At 38.6% G+C, this 20,473-nt stretch carries 17 protein-coding genes, 1 pseudogene and 2 other annotated features; of the genes and pseudogenes, 11 read left to right on the forward strand and 7 right to left on the reverse strand.

Annotation, left to right across the window (positions count from 1 at the left end):
• Positions 1–81 precede the first annotated feature (81 nt).
• Complete coding sequence (locus ASE01S_RS11235; RefSeq protein WP_067842197.1) at positions 82–348, reverse strand: hypothetical protein; 267 nt, start codon at positions 346–348, stop codon at positions 82–84.
• 408 nt (positions 349–756) lie between these two features.
• On the opposite strand from ASE01S_RS11235, the pseudogene ASE01S_RS11240 reads away from it, so the two are divergent.
• From ASE01S_RS11240 to ASE01S_RS11250, 3 genes and pseudogenes are all read left to right on the forward strand, one after another.
• Positions 757–1,371 (forward strand): annotated as a pseudogene (locus tag ASE01S_RS11240) (Mur ligase family protein); the annotation flags it as partial.
• Positions 1,372–1,720: 349 nt separating this feature from the next.
• Positions 1,721–2,266 carry a hypothetical protein gene (locus ASE01S_RS11245; RefSeq protein ID WP_067842203.1) on the forward strand — a complete coding sequence of 182 codons (546 nt, stop codon included), beginning with the start codon at positions 1,721–1,723 and terminating at the stop codon, positions 2,264–2,266.
• Between the two features lie 436 nt (positions 2,267–2,702).
• Positions 2,703–3,905, forward strand: coding sequence for an ROK family transcriptional regulator (locus ASE01S_RS11250; RefSeq protein WP_067842206.1), 1,203 nt, complete (start codon positions 2,703–2,705; stop codon positions 3,903–3,905).
• Positions 3,906–4,549: 644 nt separating this feature from the next.
• On the opposite strand, the gene ASE01S_RS11255 is transcribed toward ASE01S_RS11250, so the two are convergent.
• From ASE01S_RS11255 to ASE01S_RS11270, 4 genes are read right to left on the reverse strand one after another with little or no spacing between them, the layout of a single operon-like run.
• Positions 4,550–5,593: an aldose epimerase family protein gene (locus tag ASE01S_RS11255; RefSeq protein WP_067842209.1), complete on the reverse strand. Its 1,044-nt coding sequence runs from the start codon at positions 5,591–5,593 to the stop codon at positions 4,550–4,552.
• A gap of 18 nt (positions 5,594–5,611) precedes the next feature.
• Positions 5,612–7,099, reverse strand: coding sequence for a UDP-glucose--hexose-1-phosphate uridylyltransferase (galT, locus tag ASE01S_RS11260; protein ID WP_067842212.1), 1,488 nt, complete (start codon positions 7,097–7,099; stop codon positions 5,612–5,614).
• 1 nt (position 7,100) lies between these two features.
• The gene (galE, locus tag ASE01S_RS11265) at positions 7,101–8,093 is read right to left on the reverse strand and encodes a UDP-glucose 4-epimerase GalE (protein WP_067842215.1); all 993 of its coding nucleotides are present in this window, start codon (positions 8,091–8,093) and stop codon (positions 7,101–7,103) included.
• A 13-nt stretch (positions 8,094–8,106) separates the two neighbouring features.
• Positions 8,107–9,276, reverse strand: a complete 1,170-nt coding sequence (locus ASE01S_RS11270) for a galactokinase (RefSeq protein WP_217995655.1) — start codon at positions 9,274–9,276, stop codon at positions 8,107–8,109.
• A 183-nt stretch (positions 9,277–9,459) separates the two neighbouring features.
• Here ASE01S_RS11270 and ASE01S_RS11275 point away from each other — a divergent pair, with 183 nt between their 5' ends.
• Positions 9,460–10,017: a nitroreductase family protein gene (locus ASE01S_RS11275; protein WP_067842218.1), complete on the forward strand. Its 558-nt coding sequence runs from the start codon at positions 9,460–9,462 to the stop codon at positions 10,015–10,017.
• Positions 10,018–10,652: 635 nt separating this feature from the next.
• Positions 10,653–12,101: a glycoside hydrolase family 1 protein gene (locus ASE01S_RS11280; RefSeq protein WP_067842221.1), complete on the forward strand. Its 1,449-nt coding sequence runs from the start codon at positions 10,653–10,655 to the stop codon at positions 12,099–12,101.
• Between the two features lie 550 nt (positions 12,102–12,651).
• Here the strand turns inward: ASE01S_RS11280 and ASE01S_RS11285 are convergent.
• On the reverse strand, positions 12,652–13,386 hold the full coding sequence (locus tag ASE01S_RS11285) for a MurR/RpiR family transcriptional regulator (RefSeq protein ID WP_067842224.1): 735 nt from the start codon (positions 13,384–13,386) through the stop codon (positions 12,652–12,654).
• A gap of 255 nt (positions 13,387–13,641) precedes the next feature.
• Here ASE01S_RS11285 and ASE01S_RS11290 point away from each other — a divergent pair, with 255 nt between their 5' ends.
• Positions 13,642–14,412 (forward strand): LysM peptidoglycan-binding and 3D domain-containing protein, encoded by a 771-nt coding sequence (locus ASE01S_RS11290; protein WP_067842227.1) that lies wholly within the window; start codon positions 13,642–13,644, stop codon positions 14,410–14,412.
• A 249-nt stretch (positions 14,413–14,661) separates the two neighbouring features.
• On the opposite strand, the gene ASE01S_RS16360 is transcribed toward ASE01S_RS11290, so the two are convergent.
• The gene (locus ASE01S_RS16360) at positions 14,662–14,787 is read right to left on the reverse strand and encodes a hypothetical protein (RefSeq protein WP_281176904.1); all 126 of its coding nucleotides are present in this window, start codon (positions 14,785–14,787) and stop codon (positions 14,662–14,664) included.
• A gap of 678 nt (positions 14,788–15,465) precedes the next feature.
• Positions 15,466–15,713 (forward strand) — a binding site (T-box leader).
• A 28-nt stretch (positions 15,714–15,741) separates the two neighbouring features.
• Positions 15,742–15,963: a binding site (T-box leader), on the forward strand.
• Positions 15,964–16,112: 149 nt separating this feature from the next.
• Here ASE01S_RS16360 and trpE point away from each other — a divergent pair.
• Genes trpE through ASE01S_RS11315 form a run of 5 tightly spaced genes read left to right on the forward strand, consistent with a single transcriptional unit; the run spans position 16,113 to position 20,467 of the window.
• Entirely contained in the window at positions 16,113–17,501 is a 1,389-nt protein-coding gene (trpE, locus tag ASE01S_RS11295) for an anthranilate synthase component I (protein ID WP_067842229.1), read from the forward strand.
• Positions 17,485–18,117, forward strand: coding sequence for an anthranilate synthase component II (locus tag ASE01S_RS11300; protein WP_067842232.1), 633 nt, complete (start codon positions 17,485–17,487; stop codon positions 18,115–18,117). Before trpE ends, ASE01S_RS11300 begins: the two co-directional genes overlap by 17 nt.
• Positions 18,068–19,096, forward strand: a complete 1,029-nt coding sequence (gene trpD / locus ASE01S_RS11305) for an anthranilate phosphoribosyltransferase (RefSeq protein ID WP_067842235.1) — start codon at positions 18,068–18,070, stop codon at positions 19,094–19,096. Before ASE01S_RS11300 ends, trpD begins: the two co-directional genes overlap by 50 nt.
• Entirely contained in the window at positions 19,093–19,875 is a 783-nt protein-coding gene (gene trpC, locus ASE01S_RS11310; protein WP_067842238.1) for an indole-3-glycerol phosphate synthase TrpC, read from the forward strand. Before trpD ends, trpC begins: the two co-directional genes overlap by 4 nt.
• Entirely contained in the window at positions 19,865–20,467 is a 603-nt protein-coding gene (locus tag ASE01S_RS11315; RefSeq protein WP_067842250.1) for a phosphoribosylanthranilate isomerase, read from the forward strand. The genes trpC and ASE01S_RS11315 overlap by 11 nt, the downstream gene beginning before the upstream one ends.
• The last annotated feature ends 6 nt before the right edge of the window (positions 20,468–20,473 follow it).

Consider the following 20,473-nt stretch of genomic DNA (forward strand, 5'->3'; position numbering starts at 1 on the left):
CAAACTGGAAGTTCCGTTTGCTTTTATTGTCTTATTGAACTAACGCAACCCGTTAGTTTAAGTATTTTTCTTCACAAGTAGTTATTCTTTCTGTGCCTGTTTAGGATAAACTAAAACATTATCAATAAAAATTCTACAATTTATAGTAAAAAAACCTCCAAGGCTTACTTTAATACTTTTAGTAACATCATGACTGCTTTTTAAGATACCAGTCAAAGCAGCTCTAAGTCCAAAACCAATATTTTCGTCTTGTAACTTGCCATCAACATAGAGCTTTTCACCATTAAACCAAGTATTTACTACTTGTATTTGGTGTCCTTCATATGTAACTTCAAATACTTTTTTCATTTTAAAATTCCTCCCATACAAAGTTATGAATACAAATTAGAAACAAAATAAGTATTTGACTAAACTTCCCCGTTAGTTGAATAAAGAAATAGCCTTTATACCGTAAACTTAGATAATCTAATTGTATCATAAGTTTCTATATTTGGAATTAAATCCCCTTTTTTATTTAAAACCGATCCATCCAAACTAACCTCATTTTCTGTTAATAAAATATAAATGGTTTATAAAAATATTTAGCATAGCAAATAAAAAGGTATTAATGATCTGGGTATTGAAGATAGTAATAGGCTAGATTTTTTTGTCAATATAAGAAGGTATTTCTAACTAACACAATAGAGATTGTTCAAAAATGGTCAAATCATTAGTCATAAGCATCGCATCTTATTATTGGTTTGCATTTTGAGACATATTGATGTCCATTTAAACTTATTAGGTTATTTCAATGTCTACAATGCTTTAGCAGCTATAGCAACTGCTTTGGCTGAGGGCGTAACTCTTGAAAATAACAAAAAGAGTCTTGCGACAATGGAAGGTGTATCGGGGAGAATGGAATTGGTTAGTGGTGAACAAGATTTTCAAGTAATAGTGGATTATGCCCATACTCCTGATGCACTAAAAAAAGTATTAAAAACCATTAAGGAATTTGCAAAAGGTAAGATAATTACTGTATTTGGCTGTGGAGGTTCAAGAGATATTAGTAAAAGGAAGGTTATGGGCGGTATCGCAAGTCACTTAAGCGATTACATGTTTATAACTTCTGATAATCCAAGAAAAGAGGATCCGATTAAGATTATAAAAGATATTGAAGTTGGAATTGGCAATGGCTTTGTAGACTATAGACTTATTGTTGATCGAGAAGAGGCGATAGAAAAAGCTATCGATCTAGCAAGCCCAGAAGATATTGTTTTGATAGCCGGGAAAGGACACGAAAACTATCAAATTTTAAGTGATAAGACTATTATTTTTGATGATAGGGAAGTAGCAAGAAAGAAAATAATAAAAAAAATAAACGCTAATCACTAAAATTCGGGAAAAGAGAATTACAAATGGTAATACTATGTATTTTTTTGAGAATTAACCAAATTAATTGAAAATAAAACGCAATAAATATACACTGTGAAATAACATCAAGAGATTTATTCTATTTAATTTACAAGGAAGAAAATTGGTAACATATTAAGCAACTTCTTTAAGAAACCTTAAGGAGGAGGGTATTTTATAACAAAAAATATCTTTAGAATTTTTTTATGGCGGCTGCATTTTTGTTAATCCCGGGTTTAAAGTGAATGCTCAATAGAATATAGCAGTTTTTAAAACAAAAGAAAATATAATACAATACTTTGTCGAGAACCCCAATTTAGAGGAGATAATAATGAAAAAGAAAATATTTATTATTTTAGCCATTGCTTTAATTGTAATCGTATCCATTAAAATATTTTCAGGAGAAAGGAATATTGAAAAATTACTTGAAAATCCCTCATCTTCTATGATTAATATTCTTCATAAAATTGAAACTAACGATAACTTAATTGTGTTTTATCAGCAATTTGAAAATAAAGATTTATCTGTTGCATGGATTGAAAAAAAAATCTTCGGCTATAAACTAGTTAATTCTATGGTTCAAGGAGAAATAGATTATACTTTAGATCGAAATGGTTTGACTATTTCAAATTCTCCAATTGAAAATAAAAATTTTTTTCCAATTATATTTGGCCTTATTGGCGATTCTAATATTAAAAATATAAAAGTTATCGATTCCATTAACGAAATTACTAAAGATGCAACCATTATTGACAATGATACTTACCGTCTCTGGTATATTGATTCATCGGTATTTTATGACTTGAAATCCCGAATAACCATCTCTGTAATTTCAAATAATGGAGAAGTGATGAAAGAATTTGAAGATAGTTTTTAATTATGGCATCAAAGCTGTCGGCGATAGGAATGTTCATGAAAAGATGTTGGAGCAAAGTGTTTATCAAAACCAATTACTGTCCTAAATAATAAACCATTCCAAATACTTCGAATAATGGTATCTTGAGTTAAGACATGTTCCATCGAACCTTTAAGCAAAACTATAGTATATAAAAGGAAGAGTTAGCAAATCGAACACCTGCTATTCCGATAAAGACTACATCAGTACACCAAATGGATAAGGAAATAAATGAATGAAGTATTCCAAGTCATGTCATGTGAAGCATACTTTACAGGCCATGCGTCTACAAACAATTCCTTTGCCATACACTTAGAAAATAGCTATATCTATCTAAGTTTGATTTCATTCTTTAATTAATTTAACTTAGATGATAAAATAAAAGTCTGGATAGTAATTGACTGACGGAGGTAACATCATGCAACGCGGAAGCTTTCAAGCTATGAAATCTTTGAATAAATCAATCATTTTAACTAAAATATTGAATAATGGCCCTATTTCACGTGCCCAAATAGCAAAGGAAACAGAATTAACCCCTCCTACTGTAGGGTCGTTAGTGAAAGAGTTAATTGAACAAGGTATTGTGAAAGAAAGCACACAAGGTGTTTCTAAAGGCGGCCGTAAACCAACCATGCTAGTTATTGATCAACAAGCTTTTTATATGATAGGTATTGATGCTGGGCCAAGCAAAATTTCTGCCATTTTAACCGATTTGGCAGGAAGAGTCCTCATGAATTTAGAGCAGCCGCTCTCCACTCCTATTACAGAAACGCAATTCACTCAACAATTAATAGGAATAACCGAACAGATGTTATCCCATAATCAAGCACATCAGGATGATATTATTGGAATAGGTGTCGCTATGCATGGAGTCGTCAACGCAGAGCTAGGCCAAGCTTTGTATGCGCCTAACCTAAATTTACGTGATATGCCGATCGGTGAAACACTGTCAGCACATTTCCCCTATTTAGTTAAAGTTGAAAATGATGCACGAGCATTAGCGTTAGCAGAATCATGGTTTGGAGACGGGAAAGGATTTGAACGGTTAGTTACCTTAAACATTGGAACTGGTGTAGGGGCAGGAGTTACGATAGATGGTGAACTTTATCGCGGTGAGTCACATATTGCTGGTGAGGTAGGTCATATGACGATAGATATAAATGGCGAAACATGTACTTGTGGGAACCAAGGCTGTCTACAAACAATGGTTTCTGGTCCTGCCATTGCACGTCGAATTGATAAATTAATTAAGACAGGGACAGAAACAAGCTTAAAAGGTCAAACTGAAATAACAGCATTTGATGTTTTTAAAGCAGCAGAAGCTGGTGACGAGTTAGCAGAGCAGGTTTTGGTTGATACCGGTGTTTATCTTGGTATTGGCTTAACCAATCTAATTCATACGCTAAACCCGAGTAAGATTATTTTAACAGGTGGTGTAGCTAAGGCTGGTAAGTATTTATTACCGGCTGTTAAACAAACCGTAGCAAAACGGGCGTTAACCCAATCAGCTAAAACGACCTCTATTTCCTTATCTAAGCTTGGGGATCATGCTACAGCTTTAGGTGCTGTCGCATTGATCTTGGTTGAACTATTTTCTAAAAATGGTGAAATGACTATTTAACTTTAATTAGCAGAAGCTCCCACTGCTAAAGTGGTGAGATCAATATCTATTTGTGTCTTTTATTGCAGTTTAACTGGCTGGGGCTGCGATTACTCGCCCCATCGAAGGGCTTTTGTAAGACTCCCGCTACAAGAAATAAGGGAACACGTCATGTCTAAGTGGGAGGTCCAACAGCCATAACGGCCCGATTGGTTCAACTAACGTTCAGTAGGGGAGAGAGGAAGCCGAATAAGTCAACATCTGCACGAGCACATCTTATGACTCGAAACTCCCACTGAACGAAGTTTCACTTTATCCAATGGGGTTCAAACCTCGGCAGCATCAAGTTAAACACAGCTTCAGAGGACAGCTTCGAGCATAGCTCGATAAAATTTGGGCGCAAATAACCCAAGGTGCATTTGCTTGGTTAAGCAAAGGATTAATTTGCTAAGGTCAGTCATGAAAATGGGAGGTTAGCCGCTTAGAGGTCCTAGGCAGATCGGGAAAACGTTCCAATCTAACAGGTCAAGGATTGCTGAGTGAACAGCTCAAAATGTACAGATCTATTAGAAAATGGGCATATGGCTTATTGGCCATGTGCCCATTTTTTTAGTCCAAGTTTGTTTACTACGCCTGTAGTCGCTAAATGTTCACTAAGACAAACTTCAAATCGTTTTAAAGGAAAAGGTTGTCGACTGGCGATACAACTCATCTGCTGGTAAATAAATACTTGGGAAGCCAGTATGCTCAAGGGATGCTGGTGAGCTTTGCGTTTCTAAGCATACACCTAAATACTTCTCAGACTGACGTTCCTTTAATGCTAATGTGTGATCAAGTCCGTTAGATGTGTACATCACCATACCTGGTTGATCGGTTTTAACCGTCAACATCCGACCACTAATCGGTTCTGTCACCACGACCTGTTCTTCATTTTGGTGGTCGAAGATAAAGAAATGATCATAACCATTTTTGGCATAAATATTTTGCTGGTCTGTCGAGTCAACACCATCAACGATTTTTCTTCCGTTTCTAAAGTCAAATACGGTGTTCGTTACAGATAAGATTTTTCCTGTTGGGATAAGGTCATGATCAAGCTCAACAAATTGACTTGAATCCATCTTTACTTCATGGTTTAAAATATTATCCTTTAAGTCTCCAGATAAATTAAAGTAGGAATGGTTGGTTAGTGTGAGCACAGTATCTTGGTCAGAAACGGCTTCATAGTCGATCATAAACTGGTTATCATTGGTTAGCCTATAGCAAACCTTAAGCTTTACTGTACCTGGATAACCACCTTCCCCATCATTACTCGTATGAGATAAAATCGCGCCAGCACTCGTAGCTGTGTCAAATAATTCAACTTGCCACACAACCTTGTCAAGTCCAGCAGGACCACCGTGAAGATGGTTCTCTCCTTCATTTTTCGGGAGCTGGCAGGATTGACCATTAAGCATAAAGTGTCCTTGTTGAATCCGTCCAGCAACACGTCCAATCAAAGCCCCGAAGTAATTCTCGTTATTTAAATAGTCTTGATAGTTATCAAAACCAATCACGACATTTTCAAAGTGATTATCTCGGTCTGGAGCGGTAATCGTTGTAATAATCCCACCATAATTTAAAAATTTAACGGTCATGCCATGATCATTAATTAAGCTATATTCAGTCCAATCTGTTCCTACTCCTTTTATTGGGTTTGAGCTAGTTTGCATGCTGATGTCCTCCTATTGCTATGAATTGAGTGTTTTGAGAAAACGCTTAAATGCTTCTCTTCCTATTGTATTCGTCTTAAAGACTCCAGAATCCTCTAAAACTTTGACAAATTTCTCAGCTAACGCTTGCTCAATAATATGATCAATGTTCTGTTGATTGACATTTGAATAGGTTTGTTTTAACTGCATGGCCCATTGTTGATGATAATCTTTAACAGAGTTGGATTGACCAAGTAAATAATTCTTAACTTGATCAAGCTCAGTACGTAATCGTGGTGGTAATACAGCAAGACCCATCACCTCAATCAACCCAATATTCTCTTTCTTGATATGGTGGACATCCTGATGCGGATGAAAAAGACCATCAGGATATTCAGCTGTTGTCCGGTTATTACGAAGGACCAAATCAAGCTCAAATACGCCCTGATTTTGCCGTGCTATCGGCGTAATGGTATTATGTGGACGTCCTTCAGTATAGGCGATAAGATCAACACGTTCATCACTATAATTGCGCCAGGCGGTTAAAATATGATCACCAGCATGAACAAGTTGGTCTGGATCTTGATGGCGTAATCGAATAACAGACATTGGCCAATTAAGTACGCTAGCTCTTATTTCAGGAAATGGGTCTAGCGTAAAATGAAAGGCATCTTCAGCTACAGTCATCGCAAACGTATAGTGTCCAGCCTGATAATGATCATGACTTAATATACTTCCACCTACTATCGGTAAATCTGCATTAGATCCTATAAAATAATGTGGAAATTGCTGAACAAAATCGAGCAAACGAGCAAAGGTGTATTTGGAAATGACCATGGGTCTATGCTCCTTAGCCAAAACAATACTATGCTCATTGTAGTAGACATAAGGAGAGTATTGGAAGAACCATGATTCCCCTGCTAATGTTAAATCAATGATGCGATGATTGGAGCGAGCCGGATGTCCAGTTCGTCCCATATAACCTTCATTTTCGATACAAAGTAAGCAGGTTGGATACTGAACATCATGCTTCATTTCACGTTCACGCTTAATCTGTTCAGGATCTTTTTCTGGTTTAGATAGATTGATGGTAATATCCATTTCACCGTAGCTTGTGTTTGTTTTGTAATGAATGTTCTTGGCAATACGTTCTGTTTGAATATAGTTACTAACTTGACTAAGCTGATAAAAATAATCGGTTGCTTTTGTCGGATCAACTTGGTATAGCTGTTTAAAGTGATGGTTGATCTCAGAAGGCTTTGGCAAAAATACATTCATTAGTTGGGCGTCAAGCTGCTCTCGCTCGTCTAATGCACCGCCAATCACTCCTCTTTTTACCGCATTGTCAATAAGCTGATTGAGTAAATGAGGAATCGTAGCATTCTCTTCTAAAACAGGGGAGTTGGTAAATGCATCTAGTTTGAGTAAACCTAGAATTTGATTGCGAGCATAAATGCGATCGCGTTCTTCAATTAGTCCTGCCTCAATGACTTTGTCGATGAGCAGTTCTATGATTTGTTCTGGCATTCTACTCCTCCTCATAGCCATTCGGATTTTGCTGATGCCAACGCCAAGCATCTGTTAGGATGCGATGAATTTCTGTTCGTTTAGGTTGCCAGCCTAAGATGTCCTTGGCTTTACTAGATGAAGCAATTAATGTACTTGGATCACCAGCTCGTCGTGCTCCATATTGTTCTGGGATTGGGTGGCCTGTAACCTTTCGAGCCGCATCAACAATTTCTTTAACTGAGAAACCTTGTGAGCTACCAAGATTAAAAATATTATTTTCTCCACCCTTACTCAAATATTCAACAGCACATATATGAGCATCGATTAAATCCTCTACATGAATATAATCACGAATACACGTCCCATCAGCAGTTGGGTAATCATCACCAAAAATCGTAATAAATTCGCGTTGTCCTAGAGCAACCTGTAAGACAATCGGGATAAGATGGGTTTCGGGATCATGGTCTTCTCCAATCTTAGCATCTGAACGGGCTCCAGCTACATTAAAGTAGCGTAACGAAACATAGCGGATTCCATATGCTTGCGAACACCAATGCATCATTTTTTCCATCGCTAGTTTCGTCTCACCATAGGTGCTTGTAGGTCTGTTTGCCATCTCTTCAGTGATAGGAACGGCCTCTGGTTCTCCATAAGTTGCAGCGGTTGAAGAAAAGACAATATCTCGAACTTGATGCTCTTGCATCGCCTGTAAGATAACTTGTGTCCCGTATACATTATTATCAAAATACTTTAACGGATTCTCCATAGATTCACCAACAACGGACTTAGCTGCAAAATGGATTACCGCATCAATTGGCTCCTGTTTAAACACTTGACGCATAAACGTTAAATCACGTATGTCACCATCATAAAATTTAGCGCTAGGGTGGACAGCTTGACGATGCCCAGTTGATAAATTATCAACGACGATTACATGATAACCTTGTTCAATTAATTGAAAGACAGCATGGGAACCGATATAGCCAGCGCCACCTAATACTAAAATATTCATCAAACATCCTCCTTTAAATTAATTCTTTTGCACCATCACCAATGGTAGCTTGATAGAAAGTAGGCGAGTAGCCTATTCGTCTTTTATAAGCATCTTCAACATTAACTTTGAAATCGTCAACCTTGGATTGGTTAACTAAAGCAATGGCACAGCCACCGAAGCCAGCTCCTGTCATTCTTGCGCCTAATACACCTGACTGATCCCATGCTGATTCGACTAATGTATCAAGTTCAATACCTGTTACCTCATAATCATGCTGTAAGGAGAGGTGTGATTGATTAAGTAAGAGACCAAAATTAGTCAAATCGCCTTGCTCTAATTTTGTCAAAGCCTCTTTTGTCCGTTGATTTTCATAAACTGCATGTTTGGCGCGCTTTTGATCAACCGTATGCTTAATTAAGTCTTTATGGGCTTCAAACATCTCAATCGTCATTTCGCCAAGACTATTAATCGGGAGCTCTTTCTGCAAGTCTTGCAATGCCCTTGCACACTCATTCCACCGCTCATTGTATTTGGATTCAGTTAGTTCGCGTCTTTTATTTGTATTCATTATCATTATCACATAGTCATCAAGCTTGATGGGTGCATATTGATACTCTAAAGTCTGGCAATCTAAAAGAATCGCATGATCTTTTTTGCCCATACCAATTGCAAACTGATCCATAATTCCACTGTTTACCCCAATATAATCATTTTCTACCTTCTGCCCTAATTTTACCATATCAATCCGATCGATAGAGAGGTTAAAGATGGATTCAATAGCTACGCCAGTGACTAGCTCAATGGAGGCTGAGGAGGAAAGACCAGCGCCATGTGGAATATTACCATAAAATAAAATATCAAAGCCGTGATCAATTGGGTAACCGGTCTCAATAAAAGCCTTGATCATACCTTTAGGATAATTAGCCCAATCATCTCTCTTAGCATAGCTAAGCTGGTCAAGGCTAACCGTTATGATTCCCTGATCTTCAAAGTTCATCGAATAAAAGCGTAGGTGACGATCGTTTCGCTTAGCGACTATGGCGTATGTTCCAAATGAAAGAGAGGCAGGGAAGACATATCCACCATTATAATCTGTATGCTCGCCGATCAAGTTGATACGTCCGGGAGCAAAAAAATGGCGTGTTTCTTGGTTGGTTTGAAAGATATCGTGAAATGTATTGATTAACCTTTCCATCTGCATTAAAGTTGTCACACCTTTCTAAATCACTTAATTAAATTAATTTATTAACTAACCTTATCTTATCATGGATGACATCTTCGGGCAACAGAGATTTTTGAAAATGGCAGATAAGTCTAATCTGCAGATTTTTCTGACAGTATATGCTATACTAACGACACAAATGGGAAGAAAGGATGAAACAGATTGAATTTAGAGCAGCTTATACAAGAGAGAAGATCCGTATCGCTTTTTGATGACCGCTCCGTTGATTTGTCTGAAGTTAAGGCACTGTTAAAGACAGCTGCTTGGGTCCCTAACCATAAAATGACTCAGCCCTGGCGGTTTGTATTGGTAACAGGTGAGACAAAGGATCAGCTTGCTCAATTAGCAGGTCGTTTTAATAGTCGAGGAAAAACAGGTGAAGAAAAAGACACAGCTTACACAAAGGGGTATCAAAATTTTAAGCAGGTGCCTGTTTTTTTAATGGTACTAATGCGTGAAACGCATTTATTAAAGCTAAGACAAGAAGATTATATGTCAACGGGACTCATTATTCATAACCTAAGCTTATTATGCTGGGAAAAGGGAATCGGAATGATTTGGAAGACTGGACCGCTTACAGACGAAGCAGAGTTCCGTGACTTAATTGGGGCAACCCCAGGAGAAAAATTTGTTGGTATGATCCAGCTAGGTTATCCTAAGAAAATACCTAAGGCTCGACCCCGAATTGACTTAGAAGAGCGAATTACCGAATTAAAATAATCAAAACAGCACGTATCATCTGATGCGTGCTGTTTTAACTTACCCACTTCTATAAATGGTGGGATGAATGTTTTGGTTCAAACCCTGGATAAATCAAGTTAAAACGTCCGGCAGATTGGTTCAACTAACGTTCAGTGGGGGAGAGAGGAAGCTGACTAAATTCGGCGCATTTGATTGTACAGTTAATTCGCAGACGAAATACTACGGATAAAGAGTCGCTTTATCTTAAAGGATCAATAAGCTATAATAAAAATATTGGTAAAAATTAAATCAAAGTGCTGTTCAAATACTACCAAATGATAAGCGTTGCATTTATCGCGTATAACTGGCTGGGGCTGCGATTAATCGCCCCATCGAAGGGCTTTTGTAAGACGCCCACTTCAAGAAATAAGCGAGTACGTCATTTCAAAGTGGAAGATCCAGTAGCCAGTAACGGTCCGATTGTCAACTAACGTTCAATGGGAGAGAGGCAGCTAACTAAGTTCGCGACGTTGCACGAGCACATTCTATGCGTCGAAACAACTACTGAACGAGGTTTCACTTTTTGTTAATACGACTCGTGTATTTACAAGCATCCATGCCAATCCTAGCTTTTCATTCGGTATTTTTGAACAGAGACTAAAAGGAGTTATTATATGGAACATAAAAAAATGAAAGCGTTCCCGTCAAACTTCCTATGGGGATCAGCTTCGGCAGCCTACCAGATTGAAGGTGGGTACAAGCAAGACGGAAAGGGCCCTTCTGTCTGGGATGTTTATACTAAAATACCGGGGACAACATTTAAAGGAACCAATGGTGATATCGCGGTTGATCATTATAATCGCTATCAAGAGGATGTTAAACTAATGGCTGAACAAGGCCTGAAAGCCTATCGTTTCTCGATTGCTTGGAGTAGAATTTTCCCTGAAGGTCGTGGTCAAGTAAATGAAGCAGGTTTAGCTTTTTACGACAAATTAATTGATACGTTATTAAAGTACAATATTGAGCCGGTTATTACTGTGTATCATTGGGATGTGCCACAAGCTTTAATGGATGCTTATGGTGCGTGGGAGTCACGTGAGATTATTGATGATTTTAATCATTATTGCAAGACAATCTTCAAGCGTTATGGAGACCGAGTGAAGTATTGGGTAACCTTAAACGAGCAAAATATTTTTATCGGATTAGGCTATCGATCAGGCGTACATCCACCGGGAGTCAAAGACCTTAAGAGGATGTATCAAGCAAATCATATTGCCAACCTTGCCAATGCTAAAGCGATTGTATCATTCCGTGAAATAGTTAAGGATGGTAAAATTGGGCCAAGCTTTGCTTACTCACCTGTCTATCCTTATGATAGTGACCCTGAAAATGTCTTGGCTGCGGAAAATGCAGAGGAGTTAAATGCCCACTGGTGGATGGATGTGTATGCATGGGGCGAGTATCCTGAAGTGTCTTGGCGATATTTACAGGATCAAGGACTTGCTCCAGAAATGGAAGCAGGGGATCTAGAGCTATTAAAGCAGGCTCGACCTGATTTCATGGGATTGAATTATTATCAAACAGGTACGATCAAGCATAATCCACTTGATGGTGTCGGTGAGGCAAAAATGAATACGACAGGTAAAAAAGGAACATCTAAGGAATCTGGTGTACCAGGTTTGTTTAAAAATGTTCAAAATCCTTATTTGCGTACAACTGACTGGGATTGGACCATTGATCCTAGAGGATTAAGAATTGCCTTACGTCGCATTGCCAATCGTTATCGTCTACCCGTTCTTATTACAGAAAATGGTCTAGGGGCTTTTGATACATTAGAGGATGGTGATATAGTTAATGATGACTATCGTATTGACTTTCTAGAAGCTCATATAAAAGAAATCCAAGGAGCGATTAGTGATGGGGTAAGTGTGATCGGTTACTGTACATGGTCATTTACCGATCTTCTAAGCTGGCTTAACGGCTACCAAAAGCGCTATGGCTTTGTCTATGTTAACCGAGATGAAGAAGGGCCAAAGGATTTACGCCGGATTAAAAAGAAAAGTTATTATTGGTATCAAGAGGTAATCAAGGCTAATGATTTAGTTGATCGAACTCGATCATAAAGAAGAGGGCGACCATAAATACATCTTGAGCCTAAATTTAGCTATATTCCATCGGTATCGGAAGTTTTAGTATCATTATATTGTAGTGTAATTGGCTATAAGACTCCCCACTTCAAGAAATAAGGGAGTACGTCATGGCTAAGTGGGAGATCAAACAGCAAGTACCGGCCTGATTGGCTCAACTCACATTCACTGGTGGAGAGGAAGCTGACTAAGTTCACGACGTCGTGTCGCAACGTCTGCATTAGCACATCCTATGCCCGAAACCCCCACTGAACGAAGTTTCACTTATCTAGTATTCTGGTTAAGTGATTATGGCTATATATTAAAAACGACTGAGTGAGAAATCGATAGCTAAAATCTAGCAATCAGATGCACCTTGGCGTGTTGCGCGAGAGGGAACCACCTATTTCTCTCTTGATATTTTTAGTAGTAATCATTCTACCACAGTCTCTATATTTGCTAAAAGGTAATCATGAATAAACAGCGTATGGTTAAGATGTCACCATACGCTGTTTGCTGTTTGTTCACCTATTGTTCAAAGCTTTTTTCAGTGATCGCTAAGCTCTTGATAAGTGGCCTTAGCTAAGCGTTCAAGTAAATAGATAACAGGAATTTGAGTAGTTAAATTCGTATTTCCTATGAATTCGGTACTTACATAATAAGATAAGTTATAATCAGAAATCTTGGCTAGTGAGCTATCAGCATGATTGGTAATACTAATAATTAAACTACCTTCCTGCTTAAATTGGTTTACCTGTGAAAGAATATTAAGAGATTCACCGGAGACAGATAAAACGATCGTGACACTATCTTCAATATACTGTTCATGTATGGGAAGGAAAGGGTCCTTAATGTAAAACGCGAATTTCTTTAAGCTGGAAAAATAGCGAGAACCATATTCCGCAAGTATTCCAGAGCTTCCAATCCCAATAAATACGACTCGCTTAGCTTTAGCGATTATTTTAGCAATCGTCACAATCTTATCCTGAAAGTCTTGGGTGAGTGTACGCTCCAAAAATTCTGTTAAGCTCTTCTCACCACTGACAAATGATTGAGCCTCAACCTGCTCTTCTTTGTACATCTTTAGTTTTATTTTAAATTCTGAAAATCCCTCACAATTTAACTTTTGACAAAATCTTAATATTGTTGTTGTTGAAACATGCGTTTCATTAGCCAAATCTCGAATTCTCATGTAAACGACTTTATCTATATTTTTAATAATGTAGCTGTATAGGCTATGTTCTAAACTGGAGAAATTAGCAATTTGTTTACTCGTAAACATGACGAAATTCACCTCGGAAAATTAGGGATAAACTCTAGTTTCTATTATAGGCAGGGTGGATCTCAAAAGGCAATAATGAAAAAAACTGTGAGAAAAATGACAAACTGATGTATAAAATCTATTAATATTGCCCCACAATGACAAATGTAACAAGGTCACGCATTATTTTCATTAACCTTTAATCGCATTGTAACCTACTAAGCTTAATTTTGTATTATCATGAAATCTGCTTAATCTAAAAGGAGGCAATTTTAAATGAAGAAGATGGTTATGTCACTTTTGACGGTGGCAGTAGTTTCAACTGCAATACCAGCATCACTTCATGCACAAGAGTACGAAGTCGAGTCGGGGGATAGTTTATGGAAGATTGCGCGTGATCATCATACAACTATAGCTACATTGAAAAACTTAAATGACCTTGATTCAGATTTAATCCATCCAGGACAGGTGCTAAAAATTGAAGAAGAAATTTACCATAAAGTTGAGCGAGGCGATACGCTCTATGCATTATCAAATAAATATGAAGTCACCGTTCTAGATCTAATGAATTGGAATGACTTAGAATCTGATTTGATTATTATAGGAGAAGAGCTTGTTATTTATCCAAATGCCCAGGCTGTTGATCATGAATTAAATCAGCAAGATCAGCCAGCAGCGGCACCAGCCGATACCAATCAATCGGTAGAAGCTCCAGCATCTAATCAATCAAATGAGACAACGACAGCGCAGGCTGGTCAAAAGACTTTAACGATGACTGCAACAGCTTATACTGCCGAATGTGAAGGATGTACAGGTATTACAGCAACAGGTCTAAACCTTAATGAGAATAGAAATATGAAAGTTATTGCTGTTGATCCATCTGTTATCCCACTTGGAACCCGTGTCCATGTTGAAGGCTACGGCGAGGCTGTAGCTGGAGATGTCGGTGGTGCTATTAAAGGTAATAAAATTGATATTCACGTTCCAACACGTGAAGAAGCCCTAACATGGGGTGTGCGTGAAGTAGAAGTTACAATCTTAGAGTAACATAAAGAGGAGCAGCAGCGATAGCTGCTCTTTTTTAGTGCTTGGAAAAGTAAATTATTAAGTAATGGTACTTAATAATAGAGCAGGTAGTCGTAAAAAAATAGAATTTGTCAGGCACTAGCAAGGTTTTAACAGGATGATGTAAATAAAAAGATAGACAGGCATCGAGAGCCTTGTCATTCTTTTTGGGTTGAAGATACTGACATTTCTTTATCTATGTTTGTTCTGAATTTTTGAATGGCTATCCTCTTACTGATGAATAGAAGTTGTCTCAGTTTGTATTTTTATATCATGATGATCATCGCTTTGTAATATTCCGATTAATCCGAATGTTATTACGAGTAGCAGAAATAAAATAATTAATCCCTTCCGCATCTGTCTTTCCTCCTAGATATTTAGTACACTATCTTCTATTTTATCTGATAAAATAGCAATAGAAAAGTTATAATTAATGGAAAAATAAATATTACTATAGAGTTGCTGGAAAAGCTAGAGTAATAGGGACAGAGCCTTATTTAATAAGAGATTAAGCAGGCTTATATTGGAAGAGACCCTGTTTCAAAAAGATAGGTATCTTAAGACCCTATTGATGTTTGGACAACAAATCCCCTTAAACTGCTATAGGTGCTAGTCATAGCTATAACGAACCAACAATTAATGACGTTATGGCTGGGTAATGAGTTGCTAATGTGTAGGGTCTATCATACTCCAATCCTAAATTGTAAAACAATAAAGTGAAATTTCGTTCAGTGGGGGGTTCGACGGATAGGATGTGCTCGTGCAGACGTTGCGACACGACGTCGCGAACTTAGTTAGCTTCCGCCCCCACTAAACGTTAGTTGAACCAATCGGGCCGTTACTAGTTGTTGGATCTCCCACTTAGACATGACGTGTTCCCTTATTTCTTGGAGTGGGAATTTTACAAAAGCCCTTCGATGGGGCGAGTAATCGCAGCCCCAGCCCGTTACCCTGCGATAAAAAAGTAAGAAAATTTAATCTTTTAGTGTTGACATCTGAAAATGATCGTACTATGATAGTAAACAATTAATACATTGCGATGCGGTGACGAAGAGGAGTAGCTTATCGTTATTCTCCAGAGAGCTAGTGGTTGGTGAGAACTAGTGAAGACTTTAAGTGAATGGACTTCTGAGCATTCAAACCGAACAGGATATCCTTAGTAGGCTTTGACGGGACTTGTTTCGCCGATACCAAGGAACAACGATTAGTGTCAATCATTGATCGTAAAGTGAGCAATTTCTATTGCTAATGAAGGTGGCACCACGGGTTTCCTCGTCCTTTAATTGGATGAGGGAACCCTTTTTATTATATTTGAAATCAATGATGTAAGAATAGTATGCTTAGAAAACGTTATTTTAGAGAGCTGGCGGTGGTGGGATTCCAGTATAACAACTAGGCAGAATGGGCTTACTAGAGCTTCCTCAAACGGATACAAGTAGAGGAGGACGGCTAATCCCCGTAATCGGATTGAGAGAGTAGAGACATCTGTCTCTAAATAGTGGTGGTACCGCGGTATAATTGATCGTCCCTAGATAGCAAGAGCTATTTAGGGACTTTTTTCTTTGCCGGCCAAGACGCGAGTTAAGGGTATGTTCAAAATGTTGAGTGAGGATGCGCCGTTCATCATTCGGTCGTTTTTAATAAATCCCTTTCAATAACATGAATTAAAGGAGTGAACAGGCATGACTTATCCATTTCAATTGCATCAGCTTAACGCTGATACGCTAACCCCTATTACCGTGTTTAATCGACTTCAAGGGCAGAACAAATTTATTCTCGAAAGTTCAAGTGGACATGGAGAAAAAGGACGCTATTCATTTATTGGTATCAATCCATTTAAGGAAATAAGGGCAGTGAGCCAACAAGTTGAGATTAAACATGCTGGAACAGTCGAGTTGATTACAGCTAAGCCGTTAGAAATTGTTAAACAACATATTCCGCAAATTGATTTAGATTTGCCGTTTCCATTCTATGGTGGGGCAATTGGCTACATCGGCTATGATTGCATCAGAGATTATGAAGCGATTGGGACGATGTTAACTGATGAGATTAACATGCCTGATTTACATTTATTATTCTATCAAGATTTAGTTATATTTGATCATAAACAACAAACCTTAAGTCTTGTTGCGATTGACTTTACTGGAGAGCGATCAATTGAACAGCTTCAATCTAGCGTAAAAGAGTTGGCAGAACAAATATCGACTCCTCAGCCAGAGCAGACACAGGAAAAGTTCAATTTATCCTTTCAGCCAGCTCTTGACCAAGAGACATTTGTAAATATGGTTAAGACAGCAAAACAACACATTATTGATGGTGATATTTTTCAGGTTGTTTTATCTCAACGGATGAAAGCACGTTTTACGGTCGATCCGTTTACGTTTTATCGACGCCTAAGACTAGCTAACCCGTCACCATATATGTTCTATATTGACTTTGGCTCTTCGGTAGTATTAGGCGCGTCTCCTGAGAGCTTAATAAAAACCAAGGGAAAAACAGTTGTGACTAACCCAATAGCTGGTACCCGTCCACGTGGTCAGACAGAAGAACAAGACCAAGCTTTAGCTGATGAGTTATTGGCAGATGAAAAGGAGCGGGCAGAGCATAAAATGTTAGTAGATTTGAGCCGTAATGACTTAGGGCGTGTCTGTCAGGTGAACTCAGTAAATGTCTCCAAATATATGATGATTGAACGGTATCAGCACGTCATGCACATTGTCTCTGAAGTAACTGGGGAGTTAGCCGATCCGTATACAGGGTTAGATGCTCTTATTGCAACTCTACCAGCAGGTACAGTGTCGGGTGCACCAAAGATAAGAGCAATGCAAATCATTAATGATTTGGAGAAGGATAAGCGAGGTGTTTATGCTGGTTCGGTAGGTTATATTAATATCAATGGTGACATTGATCTCGCATTAGCGATCCGAACAATGGTTATTAAAGAGAAAACGGCTTATGTTCAAGCTGGGGCTGGCATCGTTTATGATTCAGATCCTATTAGTGAATATCAGGAAACATTAAATAAAGCAAAAGCATTATTGGAGGTTACTAACCATGATTTTATTAATTGATAATTATGATTCGTTCACCTATAACCTCTATCAATATATAAGTGAGCTAGGTGTGGAAGTGAAAGTGGTACGAAACGATCAAATTACCCTTGAAGAAATAGAAGCATTAGCTCCAGAGGCAATTGTATTATCGCCGGGTCCAGGTACTCCAAAAGAAGCGGGAATATGCATTGAAGTGGTTAAAGCTTTTGAACAAAAGCTGCCGATATTAGGAATCTGCTTGGGGCATCAAGCAATCGGAGAAGCCTATGGGGCGAAAGTTAGCCATGCGAAGCAAATTAAGCACGGAAAAACATCTCTGATTACGCATCATCAAGCTGAACTCTTTCAAGGCTTACCTAAGGAAATTGAAGTGATGCGTTATCATTCCCTTGTAATTCTTAAGGATACATTACCCGATTGTTTAACCGTGACGGCTACATCAATAGACGATCACGAGATCATGGCGATAAAACATCATGTTTTACCGATCTACGGTATGCAATTTCATCCAGAATCGATAGGGACAACTGAAGGAAAACAACTACTGGCGAATTTTTTAACAACGATTAGGGAGGTTTGTGCAGATGAAGACATATCTAGAGAAAGTAATCGCTCATCAAGCGTTAACCGTTGAAGAAATGGAACAGGCATCACAGTTGCTTTTTAACCCTGAAACGCCGGAGCCTCAAATTGCTGCCTTTCTAACAGCGTTAAGTATGAAGGGGGAGACCGTTGATGAAATAACTGGACTTGTTCGAGTTATTCGTCGGCAGGCACTTTCTGTTCCAGAGGTGGTGACAGATGCGATCGATAATTGTGGAACGGGAGGGGATGGCTCACACAGCTTTAATATTAGCACAACAAGTGCCTTTGTCTTAGCAGGAGCAGGTCTTACTGTAGCGAAACATGGCAATCGGAGTGTCTCAAGTAAAACTGGCAGTGCGGATGTGCTGGAGGCATTAGGAGTTGAATTAAGTGCTACACCAGAGCAAATGAGTGAGTTGTTAAAGGATAATGGAATTGCCTTTTTGTTCGCCCAGCATGTTCACCCAGCTATGAAGCAAATCATGAAAGTAAGACGAGGGCTAGGTATTCCAACCATCTTTAATCTAATTGGTCCATTGACCAATCCTGTTGATTTAACGACACAGCTATTAGGCATCTATCGCCGTGAATTATTAGAGCAGATGGCCAATGTGCTTCACCAGCTTGGTCGTAAACGTGCCTTGATCATTAATGGGGCTGGTTATATGGATGAAGCTTCGTTAGCAGGTGAAAACCATTGCGTGCTGCTTGATCGTGGTGAAGTGATGCAGTTTACACTAAACCCCGAGGACGTTGGCTTGACTCCGGTTGAGAACGAAGCAATTCGTGGAGGCGATGCAGTTGAAAATGCTAGACTGCTAAAGTCAGTGTTAAAAGGCGAGCTAGGTCCGCATAGAGACACAGTTTTACTTAATGCAGGACTCGGTATTTTTGCTAGTGGTAAAGTAAATAGTGTTCAAGAGGGTGTTGAACTTGCTCGAGAAAGTATTGACTCTGGTGCTGCTTTGCGTAAGCTAGAGTTCTTGATCGACTACAGTAGCCGACATCAACAAGGGGTGAAAAAATGACTATTTTAGCTGATATTTTAACTGAAAAACGTAAAGAAGTAGAACAATTAAAACAGCATTATCTGCCTCAGGAACGTCATGCACCATTGCATTCATTTTATCGCTATTGTCAACAGGCAGAGCAGATTCAAATTATTGCAGAATTTAAGCGAGCCTCTCCTTCTAAAGGAGTGATTAATGCTAAGCTTGATCCTCGTGCACAGGCGATTGCCTATCAAAAAGCAGGGGCTGCGATGATTTCTGTCCTTACTGACCAACCATTTTTTCAAGGTTCGTTTCAAGATTTGCGTGAGGTTCGTTCAGTTGTTGATCTCCCCATCCTAAATAAGGATTTTATCATTGATGAGATTCAAATTGATCGGGCTTACCAACAGGGTGCTGATGTGATTTTACTTATTGCCGCGGCACTACCCGAACAGCGACTTGAACAATTATATCATTATGCGACTAAGCTTGGCTTAGAAGTTTTACTTGAGGTACACGATCCGAGCGAATTAGCTTTGGCGAAGCAAATAGGAGCAAGCTTAATTGGTGTAAATAATCGGAATCTTAAGACATTTGAAGTGGATTTGGCTGTGACTGAGGCATTAGCTAAACTTATTGATCATTCTAAGCAAATACTGATTAGTGAAAGTGGCATCAAGAATAGTACTGATGTGGCTCGTGTACGACGTGCAGGGGCTAAGGCTATCTTAGTAGGAGAGACAATGATGCGGTCCACTAAACTAGAGGACACGTTTACCAAGCTCACCGAAGCAGGTGCTAGTCATGCTGACTAAAATCTGTGGAATTCAGACTGAAGCTGATGCTTTAGCTGCAACAAAGTCAGGTGCAGATTTGCTTGGTTTTGTCTTTGCAGATAGTAAGCGTCAAGTTACCGTAGAGCAAGTGCAACGAATAAAAGCAGGCTTGTCGAGTCAAGTGCAAACAGTTGGCGTGTTCGTCAATCTGCCTATCACGCAAATTAATCAGGTGGCTAGTTTAATTGGCCTCGATTATGTTCAATTACATGGTCAGGAGTCAGTTGAACAATGTAAGGCAAGTTTAAAGCCAGTTATTAAAGCTTTTTCGATAAATAGTCGACAAGACTTGGAGCAGGTTAAAGATTATTTACCTTATGTTGCCTATGTTTTACTTGATGGCTCAAAAGCTGGTAGTGGCCAGACGTTTGATTGGCGTTTAATTGACGCCTTTGATGCGATCAAAGACTGTTTTATTTTGGCGGGGGGATTAAATCCGGAAAATGTAAAATCAGCGATTACCTACACCAGTCCGATCGGAGTGGATGTCTCAAGTGGTGTTGAAACTAATGGTATAAAAGATCCGAATAAGATACAGGATTTTATAACAAATGCAAAGAAGGTTAGGTGAAAAGAA

Origin of the sequence: Amphibacillus sediminis NBRC 103570 (assembly GCF_001552275.1) — a bacterium.
GTDB classification, from domain to species: Bacteria; Bacillota; Bacilli; order Bacillales; family Amphibacillaceae; genus Amphibacillus_B; species Amphibacillus_B sediminis.

Bases quoted from the DNA above. Each gene is read 5' to 3' on its own strand.
- ASE01S_RS11235 (WP_067842197.1), bottom strand. From the start codon at position 348: ATGAAAAAAGTATTTGAAGTTACATATGAAGGACACCAAATACAAGTA.
- ASE01S_RS11245 (WP_067842203.1), top strand. From the start codon at position 1,721: ATGAAAAAGAAAATATTTATTATTTTAGCCATTGCTTTAATTGTAATC.
- ASE01S_RS11250 (WP_067842206.1), top strand. From the start codon at position 2,703: ATGCAACGCGGAAGCTTTCAAGCTATGAAATCTTTGAATAAATCAATC.
- ASE01S_RS11255 (WP_067842209.1), bottom strand. From the start codon at position 5,593: ATGCAAACTAGCTCAAACCCAATAAAAGGAGTAGGAACAGATTGGACT.
- galT (WP_067842212.1), bottom strand. From the start codon at position 7,099: ATGCCAGAACAAATCATAGAACTGCTCATCGACAAAGTCATTGAGGCA.
- galE (WP_067842215.1), bottom strand. From the start codon at position 8,093: ATGAATATTTTAGTATTAGGTGGCGCTGGCTATATCGGTTCCCATGCT.
- ASE01S_RS11270 (WP_217995655.1), bottom strand. From the start codon at position 9,276: ATGCAGATGGAAAGGTTAATCAATACATTTCACGATATCTTTCAAACC.
- ASE01S_RS11280 (WP_067842221.1), top strand. From the start codon at position 10,653: ATGGAACATAAAAAAATGAAAGCGTTCCCGTCAAACTTCCTATGGGGA.
- ASE01S_RS11285 (WP_067842224.1), bottom strand. From the start codon at position 13,386: ATGTTTACGAGTAAACAAATTGCTAATTTCTCCAGTTTAGAACATAGC.
- ASE01S_RS11290 (WP_067842227.1), top strand. From the start codon at position 13,642: ATGAAGAAGATGGTTATGTCACTTTTGACGGTGGCAGTAGTTTCAACT.
- ASE01S_RS16360 (WP_281176904.1), bottom strand. From the start codon at position 14,787: ATGCGGAAGGGATTAATTATTTTATTTCTGCTACTCGTAATAACATTC.
- trpE (WP_067842229.1), top strand. From the start codon at position 16,113: ATGACTTATCCATTTCAATTGCATCAGCTTAACGCTGATACGCTAACC.
- ASE01S_RS11300 (WP_067842232.1), top strand. From the start codon at position 17,485: ATGATTTTATTAATTGATAATTATGATTCGTTCACCTATAACCTCTAT.
- trpD (WP_067842235.1), top strand. From the start codon at position 18,068: ATGAAGACATATCTAGAGAAAGTAATCGCTCATCAAGCGTTAACCGTT.
- trpC (WP_067842238.1), top strand. From the start codon at position 19,093: ATGACTATTTTAGCTGATATTTTAACTGAAAAACGTAAAGAAGTAGAA.
- ASE01S_RS11315 (WP_067842250.1), top strand. From the start codon at position 19,865: ATGCTGACTAAAATCTGTGGAATTCAGACTGAAGCTGATGCTTTAGCT.